This is a genomic window from Pseudomonas rhizoryzae, from assembly GCF_005250615.1.
GTDB lineage: Bacteria > Pseudomonadota > Gammaproteobacteria > Pseudomonadales > Pseudomonadaceae > Chryseomonas > Chryseomonas rhizoryzae.
In genome coordinates this window covers 222,037-243,886 of sequence record NZ_SULM01000003.1, presented here as the reverse complement: position 1 = coordinate 243,886, position 21,850 = coordinate 222,037, and the positions used below count along the sequence as shown (strand labels likewise).

The following is a 21,850-nucleotide window of genomic DNA, read 5'->3' as shown; positions in this document are numbered from 1 at the left end:
TGTCGACGAGACATAAGTGCAAATTGCACCTCGCCCCCTCGACAGCTCAAACCGCCAACACCTCAGCCAAATGCTCCCCCTCCAACCACCCCCTAATTTCACTCGCCCGCATGGGCTTGGCGAACAGATAACCCTGCGCCCTGGTACAACCAAGACTCTTCAAAGCACCCAGTTCTGCTGCGGTCTCCACTCCCTCCACGATGCATTCCAACTCCATGTCTTGGCACAGGGCGATCAGGGATCTGACGATCTTCACGCTGGCCGGGTCGAGGTGGAGGTTGGTGACGAAGGTGCGGTCTACCTTGAGTTTAGTTAGCGAGAGCGCGTGGATCTGGCTCAGGCTGGAGTAGCCAGTGCCGAAGTCGTCGAGGGAGATGCCGCAGCCCAGTTCGCGGAAGCGACTGATGGCGCGTTGGGTCTGGGGCAGGTCCTGGATGGCGGCGGTTTCGGTGATTTCCAGGTCGAGGCAGGCGGGGTCGAAAGGGCTGCGCTTGATGAGTTCGACGATCTGCTGGGCGGCGTCTTCCGAGCCACAGTCGTGGGCGGACAGGTTGAAGGCCAGGCGGATGCCCTTGGGCCAGCGCGCGGCGGCGTTCAGGGCCTTGTTCAGCAAGGGGAGGGTGAGGCGATTGACCATGCCGATGCGCTCGGCAATGGGGATGAAATCAGCCGGCGAGACGTGGCCCAACTCCGGGCTTTCCCAGCGGGCCAGGGCTTCGAAGGCCACGGTTCTCTTGCTGTGAATGTCCACGATGGGCTGGAACACCATGTAGAACTCACGCTCAAGATCGGCCCGGCGCAGGGCCTGTTCGGTCAGTCCTGCGCGACTGAGCTGCTGGCGGTGGCTGGCACTGAACAGGCAAGCCGTGCCGGGACGGTGGCGCTTGCTCTGGTACAGGGCGTAGTCGGCGTATTCATAGACGTCCGTGGCGGAGGATGCCTGGTCCGGGAAGGTGGCGATGCCCAGAGATCCGCTGATCTGAATGGGAATGTCCACCAGCAGGAAGGGCTCGCGCAGGCTGGCGCAGATTTTTTCGCCGAACGCCTGCAGTTGGTCATCGTCCAGGGCCTTGGTGATGATCAGGCTGAATTCGTCGCCGCCCAGTCGGGCCAGGTGCACCTCGTCGTCCAGCAGCCCGGTCAGGCGCTGGCCTACCTGATAGAGCAACCGGTCGCCCACGCTATGGCCATAGAGGTCGTTGACCGGCTTGAAGCCATCCAGGTCGATCAGCCCCACGGCCAGGCGAGTCTCCTGCTCGCGGGCACGGGCCAGCAGCGTATCGAGGCGGGAGAAGAATTGCCGCCGATTGGCCAGCCCGGTCAGGCTGTCCTGGTTGGCCAGCTTGAGATTTTCCTCGCTGAGCTTCGCCGTCTGCGCCTGCATGTTCACCAGCCGGGTGAAGTCGGCGTACTGCGCCTTGAGGATGACGAGCATGGCGATGGACACCAGCAGGACGTCGATCGCCGTGGCCACGAAGGTGACGATGGTGGTGGAGGCGAAGAACACCACGAACGCCGTGTTGACCACGGCAGCGGTAGCCAGGGCCGCGGGCAGCAGATGCATCATGCAGAAAATGCAGCCGATGACGGTGATCGCCATGTAGAAGGCGACATGCGCCTGGCTATAGCTGTCGCCATAGGGAAACAGCGCCAGCGACCAGGCGGTGAAAGCCACGGCCACGATGGGCGCGAGCCTATTGGTGCGCTTCAGCGCCGTCAGCATCTGTGCCGGAGTGCGCGGCTGTCCGCGTGTGCGTATCCATAGCGTTGCCCGGATCACGCCGAACAGCGTCATGAGCAAGGGGCAATAGACCACTAGCCAGCGCGGTGCGACTTCATAGTGGGTGCCCGCCAGCATCAGGGTGTTGATCAGCAGGATGAAGTACATCATGGGCAACTGGCGAGCCAGCGCGATGTACTGCGCCTTGACCAGGCCGGGATTGTCCTGGGGCACGGATAGCAAGGCTCGCACGCCGAGCAAGGTTTTTTTCATCAGGCGATGCTCTGAAAATACGACGAGGTAGATCACCGAACGGCTTGTCCATCCAGCCTGGGTGGAGCAGTGGCTAGACGCTGCGCTTATGGCACGGTGTCGGCTGATCTTCAGATTTCTGCAATCTTTACGACTGCTGGCACTTTGCTTTCTTTGGCTGGGCCGCTCGTAATAGGGCTGAGGAAGGCGAGCAGCGTCGAGCTATGGTAGTTGGCCTCTGTGGCGCGTCGGGCACGACCCCGAGCGGGAGTGATTCCATGTGGCACCTGACGCGGATCCTCTAGGTTCTGTACGAAAAATGCCTGGGTCGCCAGCCCGGCCTAGGCGGCCCCGTCGCAATGCTCATTTACCGCTCGTAAACTCGTTCGCGAGCCCGGTCCGCTTCCTCAGCCTTTTTCGCGGGGCCGCCTAGGCCTCGCCTGACCGTCGCTCGGCGACTTTTCGTACAGAACCTAGAAAGCCTGCCAATCGGTGTAATGCTGTTCACTTAAGAAAAACGCCACGGACTCCATGAGAGCCGTGGCGTTTTTCGTGGCCTGATTTCTATCCTTTGCGGGGTGACTTAGGCGTCGGAGCCCCACTCAAGGGACAAAAGCATACAAAAATCGCCGCCTGGGGGCTGGCAGCTATTTTTGAAGGACTCCTGTCAGAGCTCAAATGCTTAAGTGAACAGCATGACGCCAATAGGCGGGCTTTTTCATGTCTGGGTGCCGACGGTGGGAATACCCGCCACCCCGCGGATCTCTTGCGCCATGCAAGTACAGGACAGGCGCGATGAGTCTGGAGGCAAGGCCACACGTGCTGGAGTTCATGCCGTCACCTCTGGGCCCTGGAGTGAAAGGTAGGTCTTCGCGCCGTTAGACGGCTGCAGTCGATCACCAAGATCACGGTATTTGGTAGGTTTTAATGATTTAGAAGGATTGAATTTATTTAGTCTATATATTAAAAGTTGAATAGGGTTCATTTCTTAATTCCCTATATTTGATGTTTATTATTTTGGCCTTATGTGTTGACTCGGCTTTTTTCCTGGATTAAAAAATAACCGTGACCTGGCTATCTAATTGTCCGCAATATTCTTCACCGATATGTGGAGGTTGTGGGGATGCCTACTTTTGTCTGTTCGTTTATTGAAAAGTTTTTAAGTCGACGAATATCTAATGCAGGGTGCTTTTGGGTTGGAGCGTCTAGGCAGGGGATTTCGCGGCTTGGGTGCGCCTATGCTCACTATCCTGGGTCGTGAGTTCTCTAGTGTGCCCAAGGTTGATCGGGCTTTAGCTGATATGGCTTTTTTAGTCCGGATAAGTTTCTGGGCTGCCCATTAAAAGTTAATCGTAGGCGGGCTGTGTTCAACTTTCTTGAATATGCAAAGCGGTTCTAAGTTCGTTTTTTCGTTGTTGCCAGGCGATAGAGCGTCTTTAGCTATCTGTAACTTCTGAGGATTCGTTCGATGAATGAAGACAACGTAGTACCAGTCAGCGATGTGGTCGTAGTGGGCGCGGGGATCGTTGGGTTGACCAATGCCCTGCAACTCGCCAAGCGTGGCCTGCGGGTCACGCTGGTCGACCGGGTGCGTGAGCGCCGCGCCAGCTATAAGGTGGGGGAGTCGTTCCTGGTCTTCACCAGTGCCTTCCTGCGTACCATCGGCGAGCTGGATCGCTTCATCAGTGAAGAGTCCTTCATCAAGCTCGGGGTTTGGTTCACGGTCGGCGCCGAGCGGCGTGAAGATTTCTCCGGGACCACCGAGTGGGCAGTCAACGCCGATCCCCATCCGCCGCATTACCTCTATGACGTGGCGCCGGACAAGAAGTGGTTTCGCTGCATGTTCCTCGATATGCAGATCGTGCGGCCGGATGCGGAAGCGGTACTGCGCGACGCCGTGCGTGCCCAGCCGAATATCCGCTTCATCGACAACCAGCGGGTGAAGGACATCCAGCTGGGCGAGGGTGAGTCGCCCCATAACCTGCTGCTGAGCGAGGTCGAAGGAGCGGGCGAGGGGGAGCGGGCCTTGGCCGCGCGCTGGATACTGGACTGTTCCGGGCGCAATCGCCTGCTGGCGCGCCAGCTCGGTCACGCCGCCGAGCAACGGGAGAATACCGATGGCTTCCAGACTACCGCCGTCTGGGCGCAATTCGGCGAGGTCGATGATGCCTGCTTCGACGAACGCTGGAAGGTCCTGCTCAGCACCGGCCAGACGATGGCGCGGGATCTCTACACGGTCCATCTCTGGGGCCATGGTTACTGGATCTGGGTGATACGGCTGTCGCAGAACCGGATCAGCCTAGGCGCGACCTTCGATCAGCGCCTGGCACCGCCTGGCAGCAAGCCCCGCGAGCAATTCTGGAATCTGATCCGCCGCTATCCCCCGCTCGAGGGGGTGGTCAGCGAGGACAAGCTGCTGGAGTTCCAGTCCTTCCGTAACGTGCAGCACTGGACCGACACCTTCGTCCATCCGCGCCGCTACGCCATGGTCGGCGACTCGGCGAGCATCATCGACGCCTATTACAGCCAGGGCATCGCCCTGGCCCTGGTGACCAGTTGGCACCTGGCCAACGTGATGGAAAAGGATGTGCGGGGCGAGGGGCTGGATCAGGCCTATATCGCGCGGATCAACGAGGCGACGCGCCAGGACTGGCACATGCTGCGCAACATGGTGCGTGAGAAGTACACGGAAGCCATCGAGGATTCACGCTTCTTCCTGCTCTCGCACATTCTCGATATGGCCATCTTCTGGTGCATGGGCAGCACCCGGGCGCAGCTGACCCATTGGCTGGTGCAGACCGAGGGCTACACCGACCGCGAAACCCCGGAACTGCGCAAGGCCCGCGAGCGGGTCAGCCGGCAACTCTTCTATTCACGCTCGCCCTATTGGCTGGGCCTGTCGCCGGAGCGGGTGCAGCGGCTGCAGCGCTACCTGCAGGGCAAGCTGGCGGCCCGGGCGCGCTGGCGGCTCGAACAGGGCGTACAGCCAGCGCCCCTGATCAGCGTGCTGAGCGTCACGGCGCCCCTGCCACGTTTCTGGCGGCTGCTCTCTGCCCGGCGTGGGCAGCAAACCGATCTCACCGCCCGTGATCTGGTGCAGCCCGCCGCCCTCCGTCCGGCGGGGACGGCCAACTGGTTCGATCGGCTGCCGCTGGCCATCAATACCAAGATGGACTGGGTCATCCGGCTACGTCCCCTGGGCTTGCTGCTGGCTTTCGCCTGTGGCTATGCCTTCGATGTCGTGGATACCGCCCGGCTACGGCTGAAGGTTGCGCTGCGGGGCAAGCCCCGTAACACCCGGACGCCGTCTTCCGGCACCTCTTCGCTCTGAGCCCTGGGGATCATCATGCGTAAAGTCATCTATCTGAGCCTTGGAGCACCGCATCTGGAGTATCCCCTGGTGGAGGCGGCTCTGCGTGCCGAGGGCGTGGAAGCCCGGATGGTGCATCTCGACGAGTGGGCCACCCTCGATCTAACGGACATCGAGCTGGTCAACCTGCGGATGTGCCGCTGGTACCACAAGCTGCCGGATTTCCAGCAACGGGTGGAAGCCTTCCATGAGCGTCTGCAAAGGGCGCCCGGTGGACCCATTCCCCTGGCCAATCCACTGCCTCTGGTGCTGGATGCCCTGGACAAGGGCCGCTATCTACGCAAGTTGGCCGAGGATGGCATCGAACTCATTCCGACGCGCTGGATCGCCGCGGGCAGCCCTTTGCCGCTGGCTCAGCTGATGGCGGAGCAGGGCTGGGACGATGTGGTGATCAAGCCCACGGTGTCTTCGGGCTCCTGGAACACCATTCGGGTGTCGCGTCAGGGACCGTCCACCAGCGACAGCCATTTCGTCCTGACGGGCGACGGCTTCGCCCAGGAAGCGGCGCTCAAGACGCTGGTACAGACCCATGACCTCTGCGTGCAGCCCTTTCAACCCGCCGTAATGGCCTTCGGTGAGTTGTCCTTCGTGTTTCTCGGGGGTGAGCTGAGCCATGTGGTACGCAAGACGGTCGACGGCCAGGGCGGCTGGTGGGCGCACGAGCGTCTGGGAGGGCACAACTTTCGCTGGCAGGCGACCGCCGAGGAGCGGCGCTGGGCCGAGGGCGTCTATGCCGCTCTGGAGCGGCGTTATGGGCGCCTCTGGTTCGGTCGGGTCGACGGCCTGCACGCCGAGGACGGTCGCTTGCGCCTGCTGGAGTGTGAGTTGGCGATACCGCGCTTGCTGTTGCCGGAGGGCCAGGCCTTTCAACGCTATGCCAGGGTGATTGCCGAGGGTTTGGGGGCGGGCGTTGCGGCTCCGGTCTTGGCCAACTGCCCTTGAGTGGGGTGCCATGCCGTTGCCATGGGGCGACGGCGTCACCTTAGGGATAGAGGAGGGCGTAGCGGATAGCTTGGCAATACCAGGAAGTACGTCGTGGCTGACATCCACCTCGGCGGAACTCCCCCTTCTCGCCGAGCGACGAGGATTGGCGGTTGACCGTTGGCCCCGTCGTCCTCGCCCCAGCGATTGCTGGAAAAGGCTCATCCCAACTTGATCAACAAGGCATCCGCCGCATCTTCCGAACTCGCCGGATTCTGGCCCGTCACCAGGTTACCGTCCTCGACCACATAGCTGCCCCAATCCGGGCCTTTCTCGTAGCGGGCGCCAAGCTTTTTCAGTTCGTCTTCCACCAGGAAGGGCACCACGTCGGTGAGTTGCACGCCGGCTTCTTCGCTGTTGCTGAAGCCGGTGACGGTGCGGCCCCTGACCAGCGGGGTGCCGTCGGCGGCCTTGACGTGGCGCAGCACGCCGGGGGCGTGGCAGACCAGGCCGAAGGGTTTGTTGGCCTGGGCGAAGGCTTCGAGCAGGGCGATGGAGTCGCGGGATTCGGCGAGGTCCCAGAGCGGGCCGTGGCCGCCGGGGTAGAAGAGGCCGTCGTAGGCGTCGGCCTGCACCTCGGCGAGCTTGACGGTGTTGGCCAGCGCCTGTTGCGCCTCGGGATCGTTCTTGAAGCGTTCGGTGGACTCGGTCTGGGCGTCGGGGGCGTCGCTCTTGGGATCCAGCGGCGGTTGGCCGCCGGCCGGGGAGGCGAGGGTGATCTGGGCGCCGGCGTCCTTGAAGACGTAATAGGGCGCGGCGAATTCTTCCAGCCAGAAGCCGGTTTTCTTACCGGTGTCGCCGAGTTGGTCGTGGGAGGTCAGGACCATCAGGATCTTCATCGCGCGTTCCTCGAAGTCGGAAGGGTATCGGTAGACAGACCCCCAGGAGAGCGGACAAGTGCCAACGGCCTGTACCAGCGGTAGCTCGACCTTGGGCGTGCCAGGGGCGGCGCGAGGGTAGTGGAGCCCTGCCCGCGGTGGCGGCAGGCAGGACTCGGGGGCGGTGCGGTCAGCCCCAGCTACCGACGCCGCGTTCGCCAGCGGCAACGGTGCTGGCCACGTCGTTCAGGTCGTGCACGCCGACCAGTTGGATGAGCGAGTCCGCGCTCTTGATCTCGGTGCCGCCGCCACCGATGTCGTAGTAGATGTAGGTGTCCTGGCCGTAGTGGAAGACCGCGGCATGGACCTTGTTGGTGGTGACCTGGGCTGCCTGCTGCAGGGCGTCATAGAGGCTGGTGGCGCCCTTGAGGGTCACATCCGCCAGGGTGGTGACCGCTTCTTCCTTGAAGAACGCTTGCTGGAAAATGATCTGGTCGTCCTTGGCGTTGTAGTCGGTGACCGTCACGTGGTTCGCGATCAGCGAGCGATTGGCCGCGGCGGTGCTGCTGCCGTCGAAGTTGACCAGGGTCGAGGTGAGCACGTCGAGGGTATCGCGACCTTCGCCCAGGGTGACGGTGGCGCCATGGCCGTAGTTGCCGCGCACGGTGGCGTTATGGGCGGCGACGCCGGCCGTGAACAGCAGGGCGACGTCGTCGTTGCCGGTGCCGGCGTTGATGATCACATCGGCCTGCTGGATATGGACGCCGATGTCGTCGTTGCCGGCGCCGGTATCCACGGTGATGGGTTTGACCCGCGAGTGGCTGAGCGAGGCGACTTCATTGAGCTCGGGGGCGGTGAGGGTGCTGACTTGGATATAGTCGCCACCACTGCCGGTGATCACGGACTTGAGCAAGGCGCTCTGGCTGGCATAGGTGTATTCCACGCCGTCGCGGTAGCCATGGAGGAAGTCGATGGACAGGCCGACCGTCGACTTGGAGCCATCGAAGGTCTGCAGGCTATCGAAGTTGTCCAGGGTGATGATGTCGCTTTCGTGGAATTCGTTGGTCGGCACGTCGGTGAGGCTGACGGTGAGCTTGGCGATGCTCGAATCCAGGGTATCTATGCCGGTGGTGGCGCCGCGGGTATGGCCGTCGAGACGCGTCAGCTGGCCTTCGTAATGGCCGGTCAGATTGAGTTCGGTCAGCGTCGAGCCGGCGCTGTAGTGCGGTCCCTTGGCATCGAAGGTCTTGGCGAAGCCGACGTATTCGGGGGTGGCGTTGATGTCGAGGGTGAGGCTGGGCTTGCTCTGGAAGGCGTAGTAGGTCACGCCATCGAAGGTGCCGGCGGGCTTGGCCGGCGTGGCTACCAGAGGCGCCTTGGCGAAGGTCGGCAGCGCAGCGAGGGTTTGGGTGAAGAGGGGGTGGTCGGAATCCAGTGGCTGTTTCTTGTAGGTCATGACGGTCATCCTTAATGCATGCAGGCCGAGCGTTCGCTGGACGGACTCGCACACCGCGAGGCGTCTTCGCAGCCGAACGTCGCGCAGACAGTGCCCACCTTTTCGCAGGCGGACCGCGAACCACCCCGCAATTTCATCGGGCCACTAGTGGCACGCCGCCAAACGGTAGTTCGCTAAAAGTTCAGGCAAATGCGGATGAGGACGACGAGCAGCGCGACCGCCAGGGGAGACCAGGCCGTTTTCAGCAGCAGGGCAAGGGCGATCAGGGCCAGCACGACGTCGGCGAGACCCTGGATGGCGCCCGTCCAGACCGGATCGTAAAGGGCGGCGAGCAGGATGCCGACGACGCCGGCGTTGAGTCCGCTCAGGGCGCGTTGCCAGCCGTGGTGTTGGCGCAGGCCCTGCCAGAAGGGCAGGGCCGCCAGCAGGACGAGGGCGCCGGGCAGGAAGATCAGCACCGTCCACAGCAGGCCGTTGAGCCAGGCGGGCAGCGCGCCGGGGACCAGGGCGCCGAGATAGGCGGCGAAGGTGAACAGCGGGCCGGGCACCGCCTGAGCGAGGCCATAGCCGGCCAGCACCTGGGCATCGCCGACCAGCCCGCCGGGCGCCACGACCCCTTGCAGCAGCGGCAGCACCACATGGCCGCCGCCGAACACCAGGGCGCCGGCGCGGTAGACGCCCGCTGCCAGGGCGAGGCCGGGCGCGTTGGTCAGCGCATGCCAGAGCGGTAGGAGCAGCAACGGCAGGACGAAGCACACCAGCGCCAGGCCACCGCGGCGACGGGACAGACCCGGGTGCAGGCTCAGGCCTGGCGGCGTCGCGGGCGGCGTGAGCAGGAGGTACCCGGCCAGGGCGGCCAGCCCGAGCCCCAGCAGTTGTCCGGCCGGACCGGGTAGCCCGAGCGCCAGGCCGGCGACGAGGAGGGCGAGCAGACGGCGGCGGACGTCCGGGCACAGTGTCCGCCCCATGCCCCACACTGCCTGGGCCACTACCGCCACGGCGAACACCTTGAGGCCGTGGATGACGGCCGAGTCGGCCAGCTGCGGATAGCGGGCGAGGCCCAGGGCGCAGAGGATCAGCAGCAGCGCGGAGGGCAGGGTGAAGCCCAGCCAGGCCGCCAGCAGGCCCCAACCGCCGGCACGACCCAGGCCGAGGGCCATGCCGACCTGACTGCTGGTGGGGCCGGGCAGCAACTGGCAGAGGGCGACCAACTCGGCGTAGGCCGACTCGTCCAGCCAGCGCCGCCGGGTGACGAAGGCCTGGCGGAAATAGCCCAGGTGGGCGATGGGGCCGCCGAAGCTGGTGCAGCCCAGGCGCAGGAAGATCAGGAAGACCTGCCAGGGGCTATCCTGGCCGCGGACGGTTTCGCGCATGACGGCTCGCTCAGGTGCGCGGCGGTGCCGGGGGGACGACCACCTCGCCATCCTCCTTGACGAAGGGCCCGCGCTGCGGCTCGGGTAGGATCTCCAGCACCCGTTCCGAAGGCCGGCATAGCCGGGTGCCCAGGGGCGTCACCACGATGGGGCGGTTGATCAGGATGGGATGGCGCAGCATGGCGGCGATCAACTCGGCATCGCTCAGCTGCGGATCGTCCAGGCCCAGCTCGGCATAGGGCGTGCCCTTCTGGCGCAGTAGCTCACGCACCGGGAGGCCCAGGGCGGCGATCAGCCCTTCCAGTTGCGCCTGGTCGGGCGGGGTCTCCAGGTAGTGGATGACCGTCGGTTCGACGCCGCTGTTGCGGATCAGGCCCAGGGTGTTGCGCGAGGTGCCGCAGGCGGGGTTGTGATAGATGGTGATGGCGCTGCTCATGGACGGTCTCGACGGAGGGCAGGGGAACCGCGTTCGTACCAGGCGCGCGAGCCGTTCACCAGGCGCACGACCAGTAGCATCAGCGGGACTTCGATGAGGACGCCCACCACGGTAGCCAGGGCGGCGCCGGAGTGGAAGCCGAATAGGCTGATGGCGGCGGCCACGGCCAGCTCGAAGAAGTTGCTGGCGCCGATCAGTGCCGAGGGGCAGGCCACGTTGTGGCTCTCGCCCACCAGGCGATTCAGCCAGTAGGCCAGCGCCGAATTGAACAGCACCTGGAGCAGGATGGGCACGGCCAGCAGGGCGATCACCAGCGGCTGCGCCAGGATGGCCTCGCCCTGGAAGGCGAACAGCAGCACCAGGGTGGCCAGCAGGGCCGCCATCGACAGTGGCCCGAGGCGGGCCAGGGTCAGCTCGAAGGCGGCCTGGCCGCGGCGCAGCAGGGCGCGGCGCCAGAGCTGGGCGAGGATCACCGGCAGCACCAGGTAGAGGATCACCGAGAGCAGCAGGGTGGCCCAGGGCACCGCGATGGACGACAGCCCCAACAGCAGGCCAACGATGGGGGCGAAGGCGAACACCATGAGGGTGTCGTTCAGCGCCACCTGGGACAGGGTGAACAGCGGATCGCCCTGGGTGAGGCGACTCCAGACGAAGACCATGGCGGTGCAGGGCGCCGCCGCCAGGAGGATGAGGCCGGCGATGTAGCTGTCCAGTTGGTCCGTCGGGAGCCAAGGAGCGAACAGCTGGCGGATGAACAGCCAGGCCAGCAGCGCCATGGAGAAGGGCTTGACCGCCCAGTTGACGAAGAGGGTGACGCCGATCCCGCGCCAATGCTGGCGTACCTGGCCGAGGGCGCCGAAATCCACCTTGAGCAGCATGGGTACGATCATGACCCAGATCAGCAGGCCGACCGGCAGGTTGACCTGGGCCACTTCGAGCCGCCCGATGACGCGGAAGACCTCGGGCGCCAGTTGGCCGAGGCCGATCCCGGCCAGGATGCAGAGCGCGACCCAGAGACTCAGGTAGCGCTCGAAGGTGTTCATGGGCGGAGCGGCCGGTGGGCAGGCGGGTACGGTCGTCATGGCGAATTCAGGCGGGTTCGGTTGGTGGATGGGTATTGGGCGGAAATCAACAGGCGCAGCGCGGGGGAGCGGTGACGGCGCAGTCGGCGCCGGCGCAACAGTGTTCGGTGAGATAGCCGAGCAGGGCGTTCATCTGGTCGTAGGCGGCGCGATAGATGAGGTTGCGCCCCTGCTGTTCCACCGTGACCAGGCCGGCGGTGGCCAGCTCCTTGAGGTGGAAAGAGAGATTGCTGCGCGCCACCTCGAGCTGGTCGGCCAACTGGCTGGGCATCAGGCCATCCGCACCGACGACCACCAGGGCGCGAAAGACCCGCAGGCGCTGGGCATGGGCAAGGGCGGCGAGGGCGGATACGGCAGTTTCTTCGTGCATGATTCGATAATACAAGGATCGTTGAATCATTGAATGATAAGGCGTCATCGGCGCCGGGTCCAGTCCCGCTCACTTGCGCAACTGGCGCAGCGCCTCCAGCACCTGCTGCAGGGCGCGGCTCAGGGGTTTGTCGCGGCGCAGCACCAGCGCCAGTGTACGGCTCAGCGGCGGGGCCAGCGGTTGGACGCGCAGGCCGTGGCGATGGTGGGCGGTAGCTACCGCGATGCCGGGCACCAGGCTGTAGCCGAGGCCGGCGGCCACCAGTTCCTTGAGCGCCTCGATGCTGCCCAGCTCCATCACCGGGCGGCTGGCCTGGCCGGCGCGGCGGAACCAGTCGTCGATCAGCAACCGGGTGCTGCTGCCGGTCTCGAAGGCCAGCAGCGGCGTCTCGGCCAGGTCCGCCGGGGCGAGCGGGCGCTGCGGCAGCGGACTGGCCGGCGGCAGCAGGGCGACGAAGGCGTCGTCCAGCAGCGGTTCCACCTGCAGATTGCGCCCGCTGGCTGGCAGGGTGACCAGGCCCAGGTCGAGGCGGTTGTCTTCCACCGCGCGCAGCACGTCCAGGGTGTTGCCGGTGCTGACGCGCACGTCCAGCTGGGGAAAGCGCTGGCGCAACTGGCCCAGCAGCGGCGGTAGCAGATGGATGCAGGCGGTGGCCCCGGTGCCGATGGCGACCTGCCCGGTGACCGTCTCGCCGTGGCTGGCCAGCGCCTGCAGCGCCAGGTCCACCTCGGACTGGATGCGCGCGGCGTGATCGAGCAGCAGGCTGCCGGCGGCGGTGGGCTTGAGGCTGCGGCCGAGGCGCTCCAGCAGCTTGAGGCCCAGGCGCCGTTCCAGTTGGCGGATCTGCAAGCTCACCGCCGGCTGGCTCAGCCCCAGGCGATCGGCCGCGGCGGAAAAGCTGCCGGTGGCGACCACCTGAACGAAGGTCTGGAGTTGCGTGAGGTTGAGGTCGGCCATGCCAAGGTTTCGCTTATACCTGGGATAACCGAGCATAGCTTTATCTTTGCCTGGCCGTCCCGGCATGATCTCGCCATCGAACCCTAGGCTGGATAGAACCCGTGAACACCACCCTGCAGTTGCGTGACGCCACCCCTGAGGATCTGCCGGCCATCCAGGCCATCTATGCCCAGCATGTGCTGCACGGCTCCGCCAGCTTCGAAGTGGAGCCGCCCGATGTGGCTGAGTTGGGGCGTCGCCTCGCCGCCGTGCGCCAGGCGGGGCTGCCTTACCGAGTGGCCGAGCTGGAGGGCGAGGTGGTGGGCTATGCCTATGCGGTGCTCTACCGGCCGCGACCGGCCTATCGCCATACCGCGGAAGATTCGGTGTACGTGCGTGACGGCCTGGGTGGCCGGGGCATCGGTCGGCGGCTGCTGGAGGATGTGATCGAGGGCTGCACGGCGGCGGGCTTTCGCCAACTGGTGGCGGTGATCGGTGACAGCGCCAATGCCGGGTCCATCGCGCTCCATGGGCGCCTGGGTTTTCGCGCGGTGGGCACCCTGGAGGCGGTCGGTTTCAAGCATGGGCGCTGGCTGGACTCGGTATTGATGCAACGCAGCCTCGGCGAAGGCGACCGTACGCCCGGTAGCCGTTGATGACGCCGCTGCCGAGCGACCGTGCCATCTGGCAACTGGGCCTGATGCAGTTGCTGGCCTGGGGCCTGGCCTTCTATCTGCCCGGGGTCTATGGCCCGGCGATGGCCGCGGGGCTGGGCTGGGATGCGCGCTGGGTCTACGGCGGTTTCTCCCTGGCGATGCTGACCATGGGGTTGGTGTCGCCCTTCAGTGGCGCGGTGATCGAGCGCCTGGGGGGGTGCCGGACCCTGCAACTCGGCCTGGTGCTGGATGCCCTGGGTTGCCTGGGGCTGGCCGCCGCGCACTCGGCGCCTTTCTTCTATCTGGCCTGGGTGATCCTGGGCGTGGGCATGCGCCTATCGCTGTACGACGCCGCCTTCGCCACCCTGGCAAGGCTGGCCGGCGACAGATCGCGGGCGGTGATGGTGCGCATCACCCTGCTCGGTGGCCTGGCCTCGGCGGTGTTCTGGCCGCTGGGGCATTGGTTGCTGGAGCTCCTCGGCTGGCGGCTGGGGCTGGTGGTCTATGCCGCCATCGCCCTGGTTGGATTGCTGCTCCTGCTGCCGTTGCCCAATGTGCGGGGTCGGCTGCCCAGTAGCGAGTTGCCGACGCTGACGGGCGGCGCCTCGCCGCGCCTGGCGGGTGTGCTGTTCGCCACCGGCATGGCGTTGATCGGCTTTCTGTCGGCGGGATTGTCGGCGCATCTGCCGGCGCTGCTGGCCGAGCGGGGGGTGCCGGTGGAGGTGGCCGCGCTCTGGGGCATCGGCCAGGTCTGCGCGCGCCTGGCGGAGCTGGCCTCCGGACAGCGGCTGTCGGCGCGCCAGCTCAATCTGCTGCTCGGCCTGGGGTTGCCCCTGAGTTTCGCCCTGGCGTTGGCGAGCGAAGGTCATCTGCTGCTCACCGCCGGCTTCGTCTTTCTCTATGGCGCGCTCAACGGCCTGGTGGCGGTGCTGCGCGCCAGCCTGCCGCTGGAGCTGTTCGACCGTGCCCTCTATGCCCGGCTGACCGGCAAGCTGCTGGCGCCGAGCTTCCTGCTCTCGGCGGCGGCGCCCTGGTGCTATGCCCTGGCGCGGGAGCACTGGGGAGACCGCGGCCTGCTCGGCCTGTGCCTGCTGGTCAGCCTGGGGGTAACCCTGGCGGCGGTGGGCCTGTTGGGGCAGCGGCACGCGAGGGTGGCGAGCTAGCGACACCAGTCCTGACGCTGCGCCTCGATCAGCGACAGGGCCGCTTGCCAGGCCAGGTCGATCAGGCCCTCGGCACCGTCGGCCTGGAATTGCGCCGCGGTGTGCTGGCAGACGGCTTCGCTGGGATAGTGCAGCGCCACGCCGCCCGCCAGGGCCTGGACCTGCGCCTGGCAGGCGCGCTCCAGGAAGTAGATCTCGTGGAAGGCTTCCGCCGGGGTGGCGCCGCCCACCAGCAGGCCATGATTGCGCAGGATCATGGCCTTGTGCGGCCCGAGGTCGGCCACCAGCCGGGCGCGCTCGTCCAGCGACAGGGCGATGCCTTCGTAGGTGTGGTAGGCCAGGTGACCATGGAACTTCAGGGCGTGCTGGGTCAGGGGCAGCAGGCCGTCGCGCTGGGCGGCCACCGCCATGCCGGCGGCGGTATGGGTGTGGATCACACAGTGCAGGTCGGGGCGGGCGGCGTGGATCGCCGAGTGGATGACGAAGCCGGCGGCATTCACCCGCTGTTCGCCAAAGGGACCGGGCTGGGGTTGGCCGTCCAGGTCGATCAGCACCAGGGTGCTGGCGGTCATGCGCTCGAAGGGCACGCCGTACTCATTGATCAGGAACAACCCGCTCGTGCCCGGCAGGCGCAGGGTGATATGGGTATCGATCAGGTCGGTCATGCGGTAGTGGGCGATCAGCCGGTACAGCGCGGCCAGCTCGCAGCGCGCCTGCCATTCACCGGGACGCAGATCGGCGGTGCTCATGGGGTGATCTCCTCGGCGACAGGGGTGGCGGCGGGGGCGGTCAGACCCATGAACTGGCGGATGCGCGGATCGCAGTGACCCTGGCGGATCGCCTGGGGTGCGGCGTCGGTATGGATCACGCCGTTCTCCATGAAGATCACTCGGTCGGCGATGGACAGGGCGAAGTCCATCTCGTGGGTGACGATCAGCAGGGTCATGCCTTCGTCGGCCAGGGTGCGGATCACCTTGAGCACCTCGCCCACCAGTTCGGGGTCCAGCGCCGAGGTGGGTTCGTCGAACAGCATGATGTCCGGCGCCATGGCCAGGGCGCGGGCGATGGCGACCCGCTGCTGCTGACCGCCGGAGAGCTGGTGCGGATATTTGTGGGCGTGGGCCAGCAGGCCGACCTTGTCCAGCAGCGCCAGGGCGCGCTGGCGCAGCTCGCCGGCCTGGGCGTCACGCTGCTGGCGCGGCGCCAGGGTGACGTTGCCCAGCAGGGTCAGGTGCGGAAAGAGGTTGAAGCCCTGGAACACCATGCCCAGGTGCCGCAGTCCTTCGCGCAGCCGGCGCCGTGGCGTGCGCTCGCCAGCGCGGATGAAGCCCTCGCCGAACAGCAGGATCTCGCCGGCGTCCAGGCTTTCCAGGCCGTTGAGGGTGCGGATCAGCGAGGTCTTGCCGGAGCCCGAGGGGCCGATCAGCGCCAGGACTTCACCCCGGTCGACCTTGAGGTCGATGCCCTTGAGCACTTCCTGGGCGCCATAGCGCTTGCGCACGCCGCGCAGCTCCAGTGCCGGCGGATCGCCCGCGCGCGGGGTGGGAAAGCGCGGGCCGGCGTCCTTGGGCAGGTCCGCTCTGAGGGCGGCCTCGGCGGGGCCGTCGAGGGTGCCCGGCCGGCGTCTGCTCAGGTCGAGTCGACGCTCCAGCGCCTGCAGCAGCCAGCCGAACAGGGTGACGATGAGCACGTAGTAGACGGCCACCGCGGCCAGGGTCTCCAGCACCAGGAAGTTGGCGGCATAGAGTTGCTGGCCGACCTTGAGGATCTCGGTCAGGGAGATCACCGAGATCAGGGAAGTCAGCTTGACCACGGTGATGTATTCGTTGATCAGGGTGGGCAGGGCGATGCGCAGGGCCTGGGGAATGACGATCAGCCGCTGGATGCTCAGGGTGCCCAGGGCCAGGGCGCGCCCGGCTTCACGCTGCCCCTTGGCCACCGCCAGCAGGCCGCCGCGATGGATCTCGGCCATGTAGGCGGTTTCGGTGAGCACCAGGGCGAACAACCCGGAAATGAAGGGATTCGACAGCAGCGGGCCACTCATCGGCAGCAGTTGCGGCAGGTTGTAGACGAACACCACCAGCACCAGCAGGGGCACGCTGCGAAAGAACCAGATGTAGCCGCCCAGCGGCCAGCGCAGCCAGGCCGGTCCGTGCAGCCGCGCCGAGGCCACCAGGAAGCCCAGCGCCAGGCCGATCAGCCAGGCCAGGCCGCTGAGCTCGACCACGGTGACGCAGGCCTTCCAGAACGCCGGCAGGGAGAACAGCGAGAAGAAATAGGGCCAATCGAATTGCATGGGGATCACCAGGCGTCGCCGCCACGGCCGGAGCCGCGGCGGTTCGGCTCCTCGCTCAGTTCGCCGGGACGTCTTCCAGGTTGTACTTCTTCAGCAGGGCGGCGTAGTCGCCGGAGGCCCGGACCTTGGCGAAGGCTTCTTCGAGGGCCTGCTTCAGGGCCTCGTTGTCCTTGCGCAGGTAGATGCCGAGGGTCTCCTTGTACACCAGCTCCGGCGAGGTGATGCGCACCCGGCCGCGGGAACGCTCGACGATCTGGCTGGCCGCGCCGCCGATCTCCATCTGGGCATCCACGTTGCCGGCCAGCATGGCCTGGGTCGCCTCGGGCGCGGAGGGGAATTCGCTGACGGCAATGGCGCCCTTGCCCTGGGCCACGCAGTAGTCGGCGGAGAGCTTCTGCAACTTGGCGACCCAGGTGGTGCCGCGCTGCAGACCGACCTTCAGGCCGCAGAGATCCTCCGGCACCTTGGGTTCTTTGGCCGCGCCGGCCTTGGTCATGATCGCCGCGCCAGTGCGGGCGTAGGGGATGGCCAGGGCCTGGGCGGTGCGCTCCGGGGTGATGTACATGCCGGAGATCACGGTATCGAAGTGGTTGGATTTGAGCCCCAGGATCAGCCCGGCGAACTCGGTATTGACGAAGTCGGCCTTGAGTCCCAGTTGCTTGGCCAGGTCGCTGGCGAAGTCCGGATCGGAGCCCACCACCTTGTCGCCGTCGAAGGATTCGAAGGGCGGATAGGTGATGTCCATGCCGACCTTCAGCACGCCGGGGGTGATGGTCTTGACCTCGGCCTGGGCCGCGCAGGCCAGGCTGCCCAGCAGGATGACGCTCAGGGATTTGCGCAGGATGTTCATGGGGATGCTCCGGGGTTGTCGTTATGGTCAGACGTGATTTTTCAGATGGCCGAAGCTGGACGTCTTGCGCGCCCGCTCCGGCAGCGCCAGCTCGCCGGCGGCGACCTTGGCGCGTAGATAGCGATAGGTCTGCAGCGCCTGGCTCCACATGTGCTCACCGATGGCCAGGGCCTCGTAGCCTTCGGCGCCCGCGGCGAACTGCGGCAGCGGCTCGATGAGGGTGTGGTAGTCGCAGGCGTAGAACAGAGGGAAGGAATAGCGCTCGGCCTTGACCTTGCGCACCCGGTGGGCGGTGGCGACGAAGGCACCGGCGGTCATCACCTCCAGCATGTCGCCGATGTTCACCACCAGGGCGCCCTCCAGCGGCGGGGCGTCGATCCACTGGCCGGCTTCGTTCATCACCTCCAGACCCGGCTGGTCGGCCAGCAGGATGGTGAAGCACTCGTAGTCGGTGTGGGCGCCGATGCCGGGGGCGTCCTCGGCGCTGGCGTCGAAGGGGTAGTGGATCAGCCGCAGCTTGGACGGCGGCCGGCTGACCAGGGGATCGAAGGTGTCTTCCGGCAGCTCCAGCGCCAGGGCGAAGCCGCGGAACAGCTGGCGGCCGAGGGCGAAGGCCGCCGCGTAATAGGCCTGCACCCGCTCGCGAAAGCCGGGCAGGGTCGGCCAGGCATTGGGGCCGAGCAGCGGGGTGCCGGCGAGCACCAGGGGATCGTCCGCCGCCACCTCGAAACCGACGTCGAAGGCCTCCTTGTGATCGGGCTTGCCGCTGCCGTAGATCTCCTCGCCCTCGGGCACGAAGCCCTTGTGCGAGGCCGAGCTGCCGATGTAGTGGCCCATCTTGGCCGCCAGCGGCTGGGCGAAGTAATCCCGCGCCGCCTGGCGCAGGCCCTCGATCAACGCGGGGTCCAGGCCATGGTTGCGGACGTAGAGAAAGCCCACCTCGCGGGCGGCACGTCCCAGCTCGTCGGCCACCGCCTGGCGCGCCGCCAGGTCGGGGCTGAACAGACCGGCGATGTCCACCACCGGGATGGACTGAAAGGCGGTGTCTTGGACGTCTGGCATGGCGGGCTCCTTAGCGGTCCTGGAGAAAGCGTTGGAACTGGTCGCGCTGGGTGTCGGCCATCCAGCGATTGAGGTCCCAGAGATCGGCGATGGGCATGCCGGTGAAGGGCAGGCGGAAGGTGTAGCCGTCGGGACCGAATTCGGGGGTGAGGGTGGTGACCGGATAGCCGCGCTCGCGCTGGCTGTGCCAGACGGCGGCCCAGTGGCGCTGGTGGAAGGCCAGTTCGCGGGCGTATTCCGGGGCAGCGGGGTGGGGCACCTGGGGGCCCTGGTCGTAACCCACCCGGGCCTGGATGTGATGGACGCGGCTGACGAAGTCGCCGAGGTCGTCGGCGGGATCGTCCAGCAGGCGTTCACAGCCCACCACCCAGTGGCTGATATCGGTGGTGAACAGCAGCTCCGGCAGTTGGCGGGCGATCTCCAGGGTGACCCAGGGCGTGGCCAGGCAGCGCGCGCGATGGGTCTCGAAGCTGCACAGATGGCCGCCACGGCGGGCGATTTCCTGGGCCTGGCCGAGGAAATCCAGTTGCTGCGTGGTGGACCAGCGATCGTTGCCGGCCAGCACGTTGACGAAGCGCGGTTCCAGTTCCGCGGAGGCGTCCAACTGGCGTTCCAGGTCGCGCAGGTGCTCGGTCGGGGTCAGGCCCTGGTCGGGCAGCACGGCGCCGCCGGTGAAAAGGATGGCGATGTAGGCCAGGCCTTCGCCTTCGAGCAGGGCGCCGAGTTCGCGGCGCTCGGCCGGGGTCTGCGGCAACCGCGCCTCGATGCCGGTGAAGCCGGCGCCGCGGGCCTCGCGACAGGCGTTGGCACGCTGTTCGGCGTAGCCCCAGAGGCTGCGGAAGAGCTCGAGTTTCATGCGGGCAACGGCCTCCCAGGGGTGGGTTCGGATGAGGGCAGTTGCAAGGAAAAGCGGAGGCCGCAGCTCTATTGGCCAGGTGCCGAGAGCCATCTTGCGGGGGGCGGGACCGCCATTGAATAGGCGGCGGCAAAAACTTACTTCAGAGATTTCACAACTGAAGGCGGCGACGGCAAGGAATCCGCCACCGCTTCTGCAGGGCGCAACTCAGCTCAAGCGTTGGGCGAACTGACCCACCGCGCCGACCACCCGTTGGGCGCCATCCTGGATCTCGGTGATGCGGTTGCCGGCGGCGTTGGCCAGTTCCAGGCCCTGTTCCGCCTGGTGCTTGCTCGCCGCCATGTTGGCCACGGCGGTCTGCGCCAGTTGCTGGTTCTGCTGCACCACCCCGACGATCTCCTCGGTGGCCTTGCTGGTGCGGCCGGCCAGTTGGCGGACCTCATCGGCCACCACGGCGAAGCCGCGACCCTGCTCGCCGGCCCGCGCGGCCTCGATGGCGGCGTTGAGCGCCAGCAGGTTGGTCTGTTCGGCGATACCGCTGATGGTCTTGACGATGGTGCTGATCACCAGCGACTGCTCGCCCAGCGCCTCGATGCCATTGGAGGCCACCTGCAGTTCCTCGGCGATCTTGCGCATCACCGCCACGGTGTCCTGCACCACGGCCGCGCCCTGGCGGGCGCTCTCGTCGGTCTGCTGGGAGATGTCGAAGGCCACCTTGGCGGCCTCGGCCACCGCCTGCTCCTGCTCGACCTGCTCGGTGATGACGGTGGCGAACTTGACCACCTTGTACAGCTCGCCGCGGGTGTTGAGTACGGGGTTGTAGGAGGCTTCCAGCCAGACCGTGCGGCCATGGCTGTCCAGGCGCTTGAAGCGGCTGGCGATGAATTCGCCACGGTTCAGCTGGGCCCAGAACGCCTGGTACTCGGCGGAGCTGGCTTCCTCGGGGGTGCAGAACAGCCGGTGGTGCTTGCCCTGGATCTGCGCCAGGGAATAACCCATGCCCTGCAGGAAGCGATCGTTGGCGGTGAGCACCTCGCCCTTGAGGTTGAATTCGATCACGGCGGTGGATCTCAACAGGGCATGGATCAGGCCGGAATGCTCGGTGGAGGTCTCCACCTGTTCGGTGCGGTCGTTGGCGTAGCAGATGGTCTTGTGGATGTCGCCCTGGGCATCGCGCAGCGGTTGCCAGGTGGCATAGAGCCAGGCTTCTTGGCCGTTCGCTCGAAGTAGCCGGTACATGCCACTGGTCTGGGTGCCCTGGGCGAGGGCGCTCTTGAGTTCCCGATAACAGGGCAACTGTTTGACGTAGTCGGGGATCAAGTCATCCAGTGGACGGCCGGTAACGGACTCCGCTCGATAGCCCATCTCTCGGCAGAAGCGCTCGTTGACCTGAGCGACATTGCCCCGATCATCCAGGGTGAGACTGAGTGCCTGGCTTTCGAAGCCGGCGTGCAGTTGACGCAATTCGGCGACCTCAGCGCGCAACTGGGCGAGTTCGGTCTTCAGGTGGCGATTGAACATGGCAGGGCACCGACAGGAAGTAAGAGGTGTGACCTCCATTACTTCGACGGTGCCGCGATTTTCTGAAGGGAAGCGCAGCGACTTCGGTGGAAATTCAGCCCTGCTGGCTGGCGATGAAACGCCGGAAGGCGGCGAGGGTGGCTTCGCTGACGTGGTGCTCCATGCCTTCGGCGTCGCGCCGTGCGGTATCGGCATCCACGCCCAGGCACAGCAGGAAGGTTTCCACCACGTGGTGGCGCGCCCGGCTGGCTTCGGCCAGGGCCTCGCCCTCGGGCGTGAGGAAGACGCCGCGATAGGGCCGTTGCACGATCAGCCCGGCGGTGGCCAGGCGCTTGAGCATCTTGGCCACGGTCGGCTGGGCCACGCCGATGCGTGCGGCGATGTCGACCTGGCGCGCTTCGCCACCGTCGCGGATGAGATCCGAGATGAGCTCGACGTAGTCTTCGATCAGCTCCTGGCGATGTGCCTCGCGGACCTGTTGAAAACCTTCCATGTGAATGGATGGATCGACCAACCGATTCAGCAGTTCGTCGTCCTTAGTCATGTTGCCCACCTGAATGACCTTCTCCGCAAGACCTGTGGCGCTTCGACGGGAAGCGCCCGGGCGCCATTTTGACCGAGTTACGGGCGAATACCAAAGTTTCCTTTACCA

19 protein-coding genes are annotated in these 21,850 nt (G+C 65.9%); 4 read left to right on the top strand and 15 right to left on the bottom strand.

Annotation, left to right across the window (positions count from 1 at the left end; translation table 11 throughout):
* Positions 1 to 46: 46 nt before the first annotated feature.
* Positions 47 to 1,993 carry a putative bifunctional diguanylate cyclase/phosphodiesterase gene (locus tag FAZ11_RS05730; RefSeq protein ID WP_058761864.1) on the bottom strand — a complete coding sequence of 649 codons (1,947 nt, stop codon included), beginning with the start codon at positions 1,991 to 1,993 and terminating at the stop codon, positions 47 to 49.
* 1,447 nt (positions 1,994 to 3,440) lie between these two features.
* Here FAZ11_RS05730 and FAZ11_RS05725 point away from each other — a divergent pair.
* Both FAZ11_RS05725 and FAZ11_RS05720 read left to right on the top strand, forming a co-directional pair.
* Positions 3,441 to 5,303: an NAD(P)/FAD-dependent oxidoreductase gene (locus tag FAZ11_RS05725; RefSeq protein ID WP_081320040.1), complete on the top strand. Its 1,863-nt coding sequence runs from the start codon at positions 3,441 to 3,443 to the stop codon at positions 5,301 to 5,303.
* Between the two features lie 15 nt (positions 5,304 to 5,318).
* Positions 5,319 to 6,284: an ATP-grasp domain-containing protein gene (locus tag FAZ11_RS05720; RefSeq protein WP_058773537.1), complete on the top strand. Its 966-nt coding sequence runs from the start codon at positions 5,319 to 5,321 to the stop codon at positions 6,282 to 6,284.
* A gap of 200 nt (positions 6,285 to 6,484) precedes the next feature.
* On the opposite strand, the gene FAZ11_RS05715 is transcribed toward FAZ11_RS05720, so the two are convergent.
* The 7 genes from FAZ11_RS05715 to FAZ11_RS05685 all read right to left on the bottom strand — a co-directional run bounded on the left by FAZ11_RS05715 (position 6,485) and on the right by FAZ11_RS05685 (position 12,851).
* Positions 6,485 to 7,162, bottom strand: coding sequence for a type 1 glutamine amidotransferase domain-containing protein (locus FAZ11_RS05715; RefSeq protein ID WP_058773538.1), 678 nt, complete (start codon positions 7,160 to 7,162; stop codon positions 6,485 to 6,487).
* A 169-nt stretch (positions 7,163 to 7,331) separates the two neighbouring features.
* Entirely contained in the window at positions 7,332 to 8,597 is a 1,266-nt protein-coding gene (locus tag FAZ11_RS05710; protein ID WP_058773539.1) for a hypothetical protein, read from the bottom strand.
* A gap of 173 nt (positions 8,598 to 8,770) precedes the next feature.
* Positions 8,771 to 9,970, bottom strand: coding sequence for a chromate efflux transporter (gene chrA, locus FAZ11_RS05705; protein ID WP_137279157.1), 1,200 nt, complete (start codon positions 9,968 to 9,970; stop codon positions 8,771 to 8,773).
* A gap of 10 nt (positions 9,971 to 9,980) precedes the next feature.
* Positions 9,981 to 10,406, bottom strand: a complete 426-nt coding sequence (gene arsC, locus FAZ11_RS05700) for an arsenate reductase (glutaredoxin) (RefSeq protein ID WP_137279158.1) — start codon at positions 10,404 to 10,406, stop codon at positions 9,981 to 9,983.
* Positions 10,403 to 11,449 carry an ACR3 family arsenite efflux transporter gene (gene arsB / locus FAZ11_RS05695; protein ID WP_137279174.1) on the bottom strand — a complete coding sequence of 349 codons (1,047 nt, stop codon included), beginning with the start codon at positions 11,447 to 11,449 and terminating at the stop codon, positions 10,403 to 10,405. Before arsB ends, arsC begins: the two co-directional genes overlap by 4 nt.
* An 85-nt stretch (positions 11,450 to 11,534) precedes the next feature.
* A complete protein-coding gene (locus tag FAZ11_RS05690; protein WP_137279159.1) occupies positions 11,535 to 11,858 on the bottom strand; it encodes an ArsR/SmtB family transcription factor in 324 nt (107 codons plus the stop codon).
* A gap of 69 nt (positions 11,859 to 11,927) precedes the next feature.
* The gene (locus FAZ11_RS05685; protein ID WP_137279160.1) at positions 11,928 to 12,851 is read right to left on the bottom strand and encodes a LysR family transcriptional regulator; all 924 of its coding nucleotides are present in this window, start codon (positions 12,849 to 12,851) and stop codon (positions 11,928 to 11,930) included.
* 65 nt (positions 12,852 to 12,916) lie between these two features.
* On the opposite strand from FAZ11_RS05685, the gene FAZ11_RS05680 reads away from it, so the two are divergent.
* Both FAZ11_RS05680 and FAZ11_RS05675 read left to right on the top strand, forming a co-directional pair.
* Positions 12,917 to 13,450: a GNAT family N-acetyltransferase gene (locus FAZ11_RS05680; RefSeq protein WP_137279161.1), complete on the top strand. Its 534-nt coding sequence runs from the start codon at positions 12,917 to 12,919 to the stop codon at positions 13,448 to 13,450.
* The gene (locus FAZ11_RS05675) at positions 13,450 to 14,613 is read left to right on the top strand and encodes an MFS transporter (protein WP_137279162.1); all 1,164 of its coding nucleotides are present in this window, start codon (positions 13,450 to 13,452) and stop codon (positions 14,611 to 14,613) included. Before FAZ11_RS05680 ends, FAZ11_RS05675 begins: the two co-directional genes overlap by 1 nt.
* Here FAZ11_RS05675 and FAZ11_RS05670 read toward each other — a convergent pair.
* The 7 genes from FAZ11_RS05670 to mntR all read right to left on the bottom strand — a co-directional run bounded on the left by FAZ11_RS05670 (position 14,610) and on the right by mntR (position 21,742).
* The gene (locus FAZ11_RS05670) at positions 14,610 to 15,362 is read right to left on the bottom strand and encodes a class II aldolase/adducin family protein (RefSeq protein WP_137279163.1); all 753 of its coding nucleotides are present in this window, start codon (positions 15,360 to 15,362) and stop codon (positions 14,610 to 14,612) included. The genes FAZ11_RS05675 and FAZ11_RS05670 overlap by 4 nt on opposite strands.
* Positions 15,359 to 16,909, bottom strand: a complete 1,551-nt coding sequence (locus FAZ11_RS05665; RefSeq protein ID WP_058761836.1) for an amino acid ABC transporter permease/ATP-binding protein — start codon at positions 16,907 to 16,909, stop codon at positions 15,359 to 15,361. Before FAZ11_RS05665 ends, FAZ11_RS05670 begins: the two co-directional genes overlap by 4 nt.
* A 55-nt stretch (positions 16,910 to 16,964) precedes the next feature.
* Positions 16,965 to 17,759 carry an ABC transporter substrate-binding protein gene (locus tag FAZ11_RS05660; RefSeq protein WP_058773546.1) on the bottom strand — a complete coding sequence of 265 codons (795 nt, stop codon included), beginning with the start codon at positions 17,757 to 17,759 and terminating at the stop codon, positions 16,965 to 16,967.
* Positions 17,760 to 17,786: 27 nt separating this feature from the next.
* Complete coding sequence (locus tag FAZ11_RS05655; RefSeq protein WP_058773547.1) at positions 17,787 to 18,821, bottom strand: isopenicillin N synthase family dioxygenase; 1,035 nt, start codon at positions 18,819 to 18,821, stop codon at positions 17,787 to 17,789.
* A 10-nt stretch (positions 18,822 to 18,831) separates the two neighbouring features.
* Positions 18,832 to 19,677 carry a sugar phosphate isomerase/epimerase family protein gene (locus FAZ11_RS05650; RefSeq protein ID WP_058773548.1) on the bottom strand — a complete coding sequence of 282 codons (846 nt, stop codon included), beginning with the start codon at positions 19,675 to 19,677 and terminating at the stop codon, positions 18,832 to 18,834.
* 207 nt (positions 19,678 to 19,884) lie between these two features.
* Entirely contained in the window at positions 19,885 to 21,198 is a 1,314-nt protein-coding gene (locus FAZ11_RS05645) for a methyl-accepting chemotaxis protein (protein ID WP_058761832.1), read from the bottom strand.
* Between the two features lie 94 nt (positions 21,199 to 21,292).
* Positions 21,293 to 21,742: a manganese-binding transcriptional regulator MntR gene (mntR, locus tag FAZ11_RS05640; RefSeq protein ID WP_058768657.1), complete on the bottom strand. Its 450-nt coding sequence runs from the start codon at positions 21,740 to 21,742 to the stop codon at positions 21,293 to 21,295.
* Between the last annotated feature and the right edge of the window lie 108 nt (positions 21,743 to 21,850).

What these genes read in the sequence shown, in the direction of transcription:
- FAZ11_RS05710 (WP_058773539.1), bottom strand. Translation starts at nt 8,597, where the DNA reads ATGACCTACAAGAAACAGCCACTGGATTCCGACCACCCCCTCTTCACC.
- FAZ11_RS05670 (WP_137279163.1), bottom strand. Translation starts at nt 15,362, where the DNA reads ATGAGCACCGCCGATCTGCGTCCCGGTGAATGGCAGGCGCGCTGCGAG.
- mntR (WP_058768657.1), bottom strand. Translation starts at nt 21,742, where the DNA reads ATGACTAAGGACGACGAACTGCTGAATCGGTTGGTCGATCCATCCATT.
- FAZ11_RS05725 (WP_081320040.1), top strand. Translation starts at nt 3,441, where the DNA reads ATGAATGAAGACAACGTAGTACCAGTCAGCGATGTGGTCGTAGTGGGC.
- FAZ11_RS05645 (WP_058761832.1), bottom strand. Translation starts at nt 21,198, where the DNA reads ATGTTCAATCGCCACCTGAAGACCGAACTCGCCCAGTTGCGCGCTGAG.
- FAZ11_RS05685 (WP_137279160.1), bottom strand. Translation starts at nt 12,851, where the DNA reads ATGCTCGGTTATCCCAGGTATAAGCGAAACCTTGGCATGGCCGACCTC.
- FAZ11_RS05665 (WP_058761836.1), bottom strand. Translation starts at nt 16,909, where the DNA reads ATGCAATTCGATTGGCCCTATTTCTTCTCGCTGTTCTCCCTGCCGGCG.
- arsB (WP_137279174.1), bottom strand. Translation starts at nt 11,449, where the DNA reads ATGAACACCTTCGAGCGCTACCTGAGTCTCTGGGTCGCGCTCTGCATC.
- FAZ11_RS05650 (WP_058773548.1), bottom strand. Translation starts at nt 19,677, where the DNA reads ATGAAACTCGAGCTCTTCCGCAGCCTCTGGGGCTACGCCGAACAGCGT.
- arsC (WP_137279158.1), bottom strand. Translation starts at nt 10,406, where the DNA reads ATGAGCAGCGCCATCACCATCTATCACAACCCCGCCTGCGGCACCTCG.
- FAZ11_RS05655 (WP_058773547.1), bottom strand. Translation starts at nt 18,821, where the DNA reads ATGCCAGACGTCCAAGACACCGCCTTTCAGTCCATCCCGGTGGTGGAC.
- chrA (WP_137279157.1), bottom strand. Translation starts at nt 9,970, where the DNA reads ATGCGCGAAACCGTCCGCGGCCAGGATAGCCCCTGGCAGGTCTTCCTG.
- FAZ11_RS05715 (WP_058773538.1), bottom strand. Translation starts at nt 7,162, where the DNA reads ATGAAGATCCTGATGGTCCTGACCTCCCACGACCAACTCGGCGACACC.
- FAZ11_RS05720 (WP_058773537.1), top strand. Translation starts at nt 5,319, where the DNA reads ATGCGTAAAGTCATCTATCTGAGCCTTGGAGCACCGCATCTGGAGTAT.
- FAZ11_RS05690 (WP_137279159.1), bottom strand. Translation starts at nt 11,858, where the DNA reads ATGCACGAAGAAACTGCCGTATCCGCCCTCGCCGCCCTTGCCCATGCC.
- FAZ11_RS05730 (WP_058761864.1), bottom strand. Translation starts at nt 1,993, where the DNA reads ATGAAAAAAACCTTGCTCGGCGTGCGAGCCTTGCTATCCGTGCCCCAG.
- FAZ11_RS05660 (WP_058773546.1), bottom strand. Translation starts at nt 17,759, where the DNA reads ATGAACATCCTGCGCAAATCCCTGAGCGTCATCCTGCTGGGCAGCCTG.
- FAZ11_RS05675 (WP_137279162.1), top strand. Translation starts at nt 13,450, where the DNA reads ATGACGCCGCTGCCGAGCGACCGTGCCATCTGGCAACTGGGCCTGATG.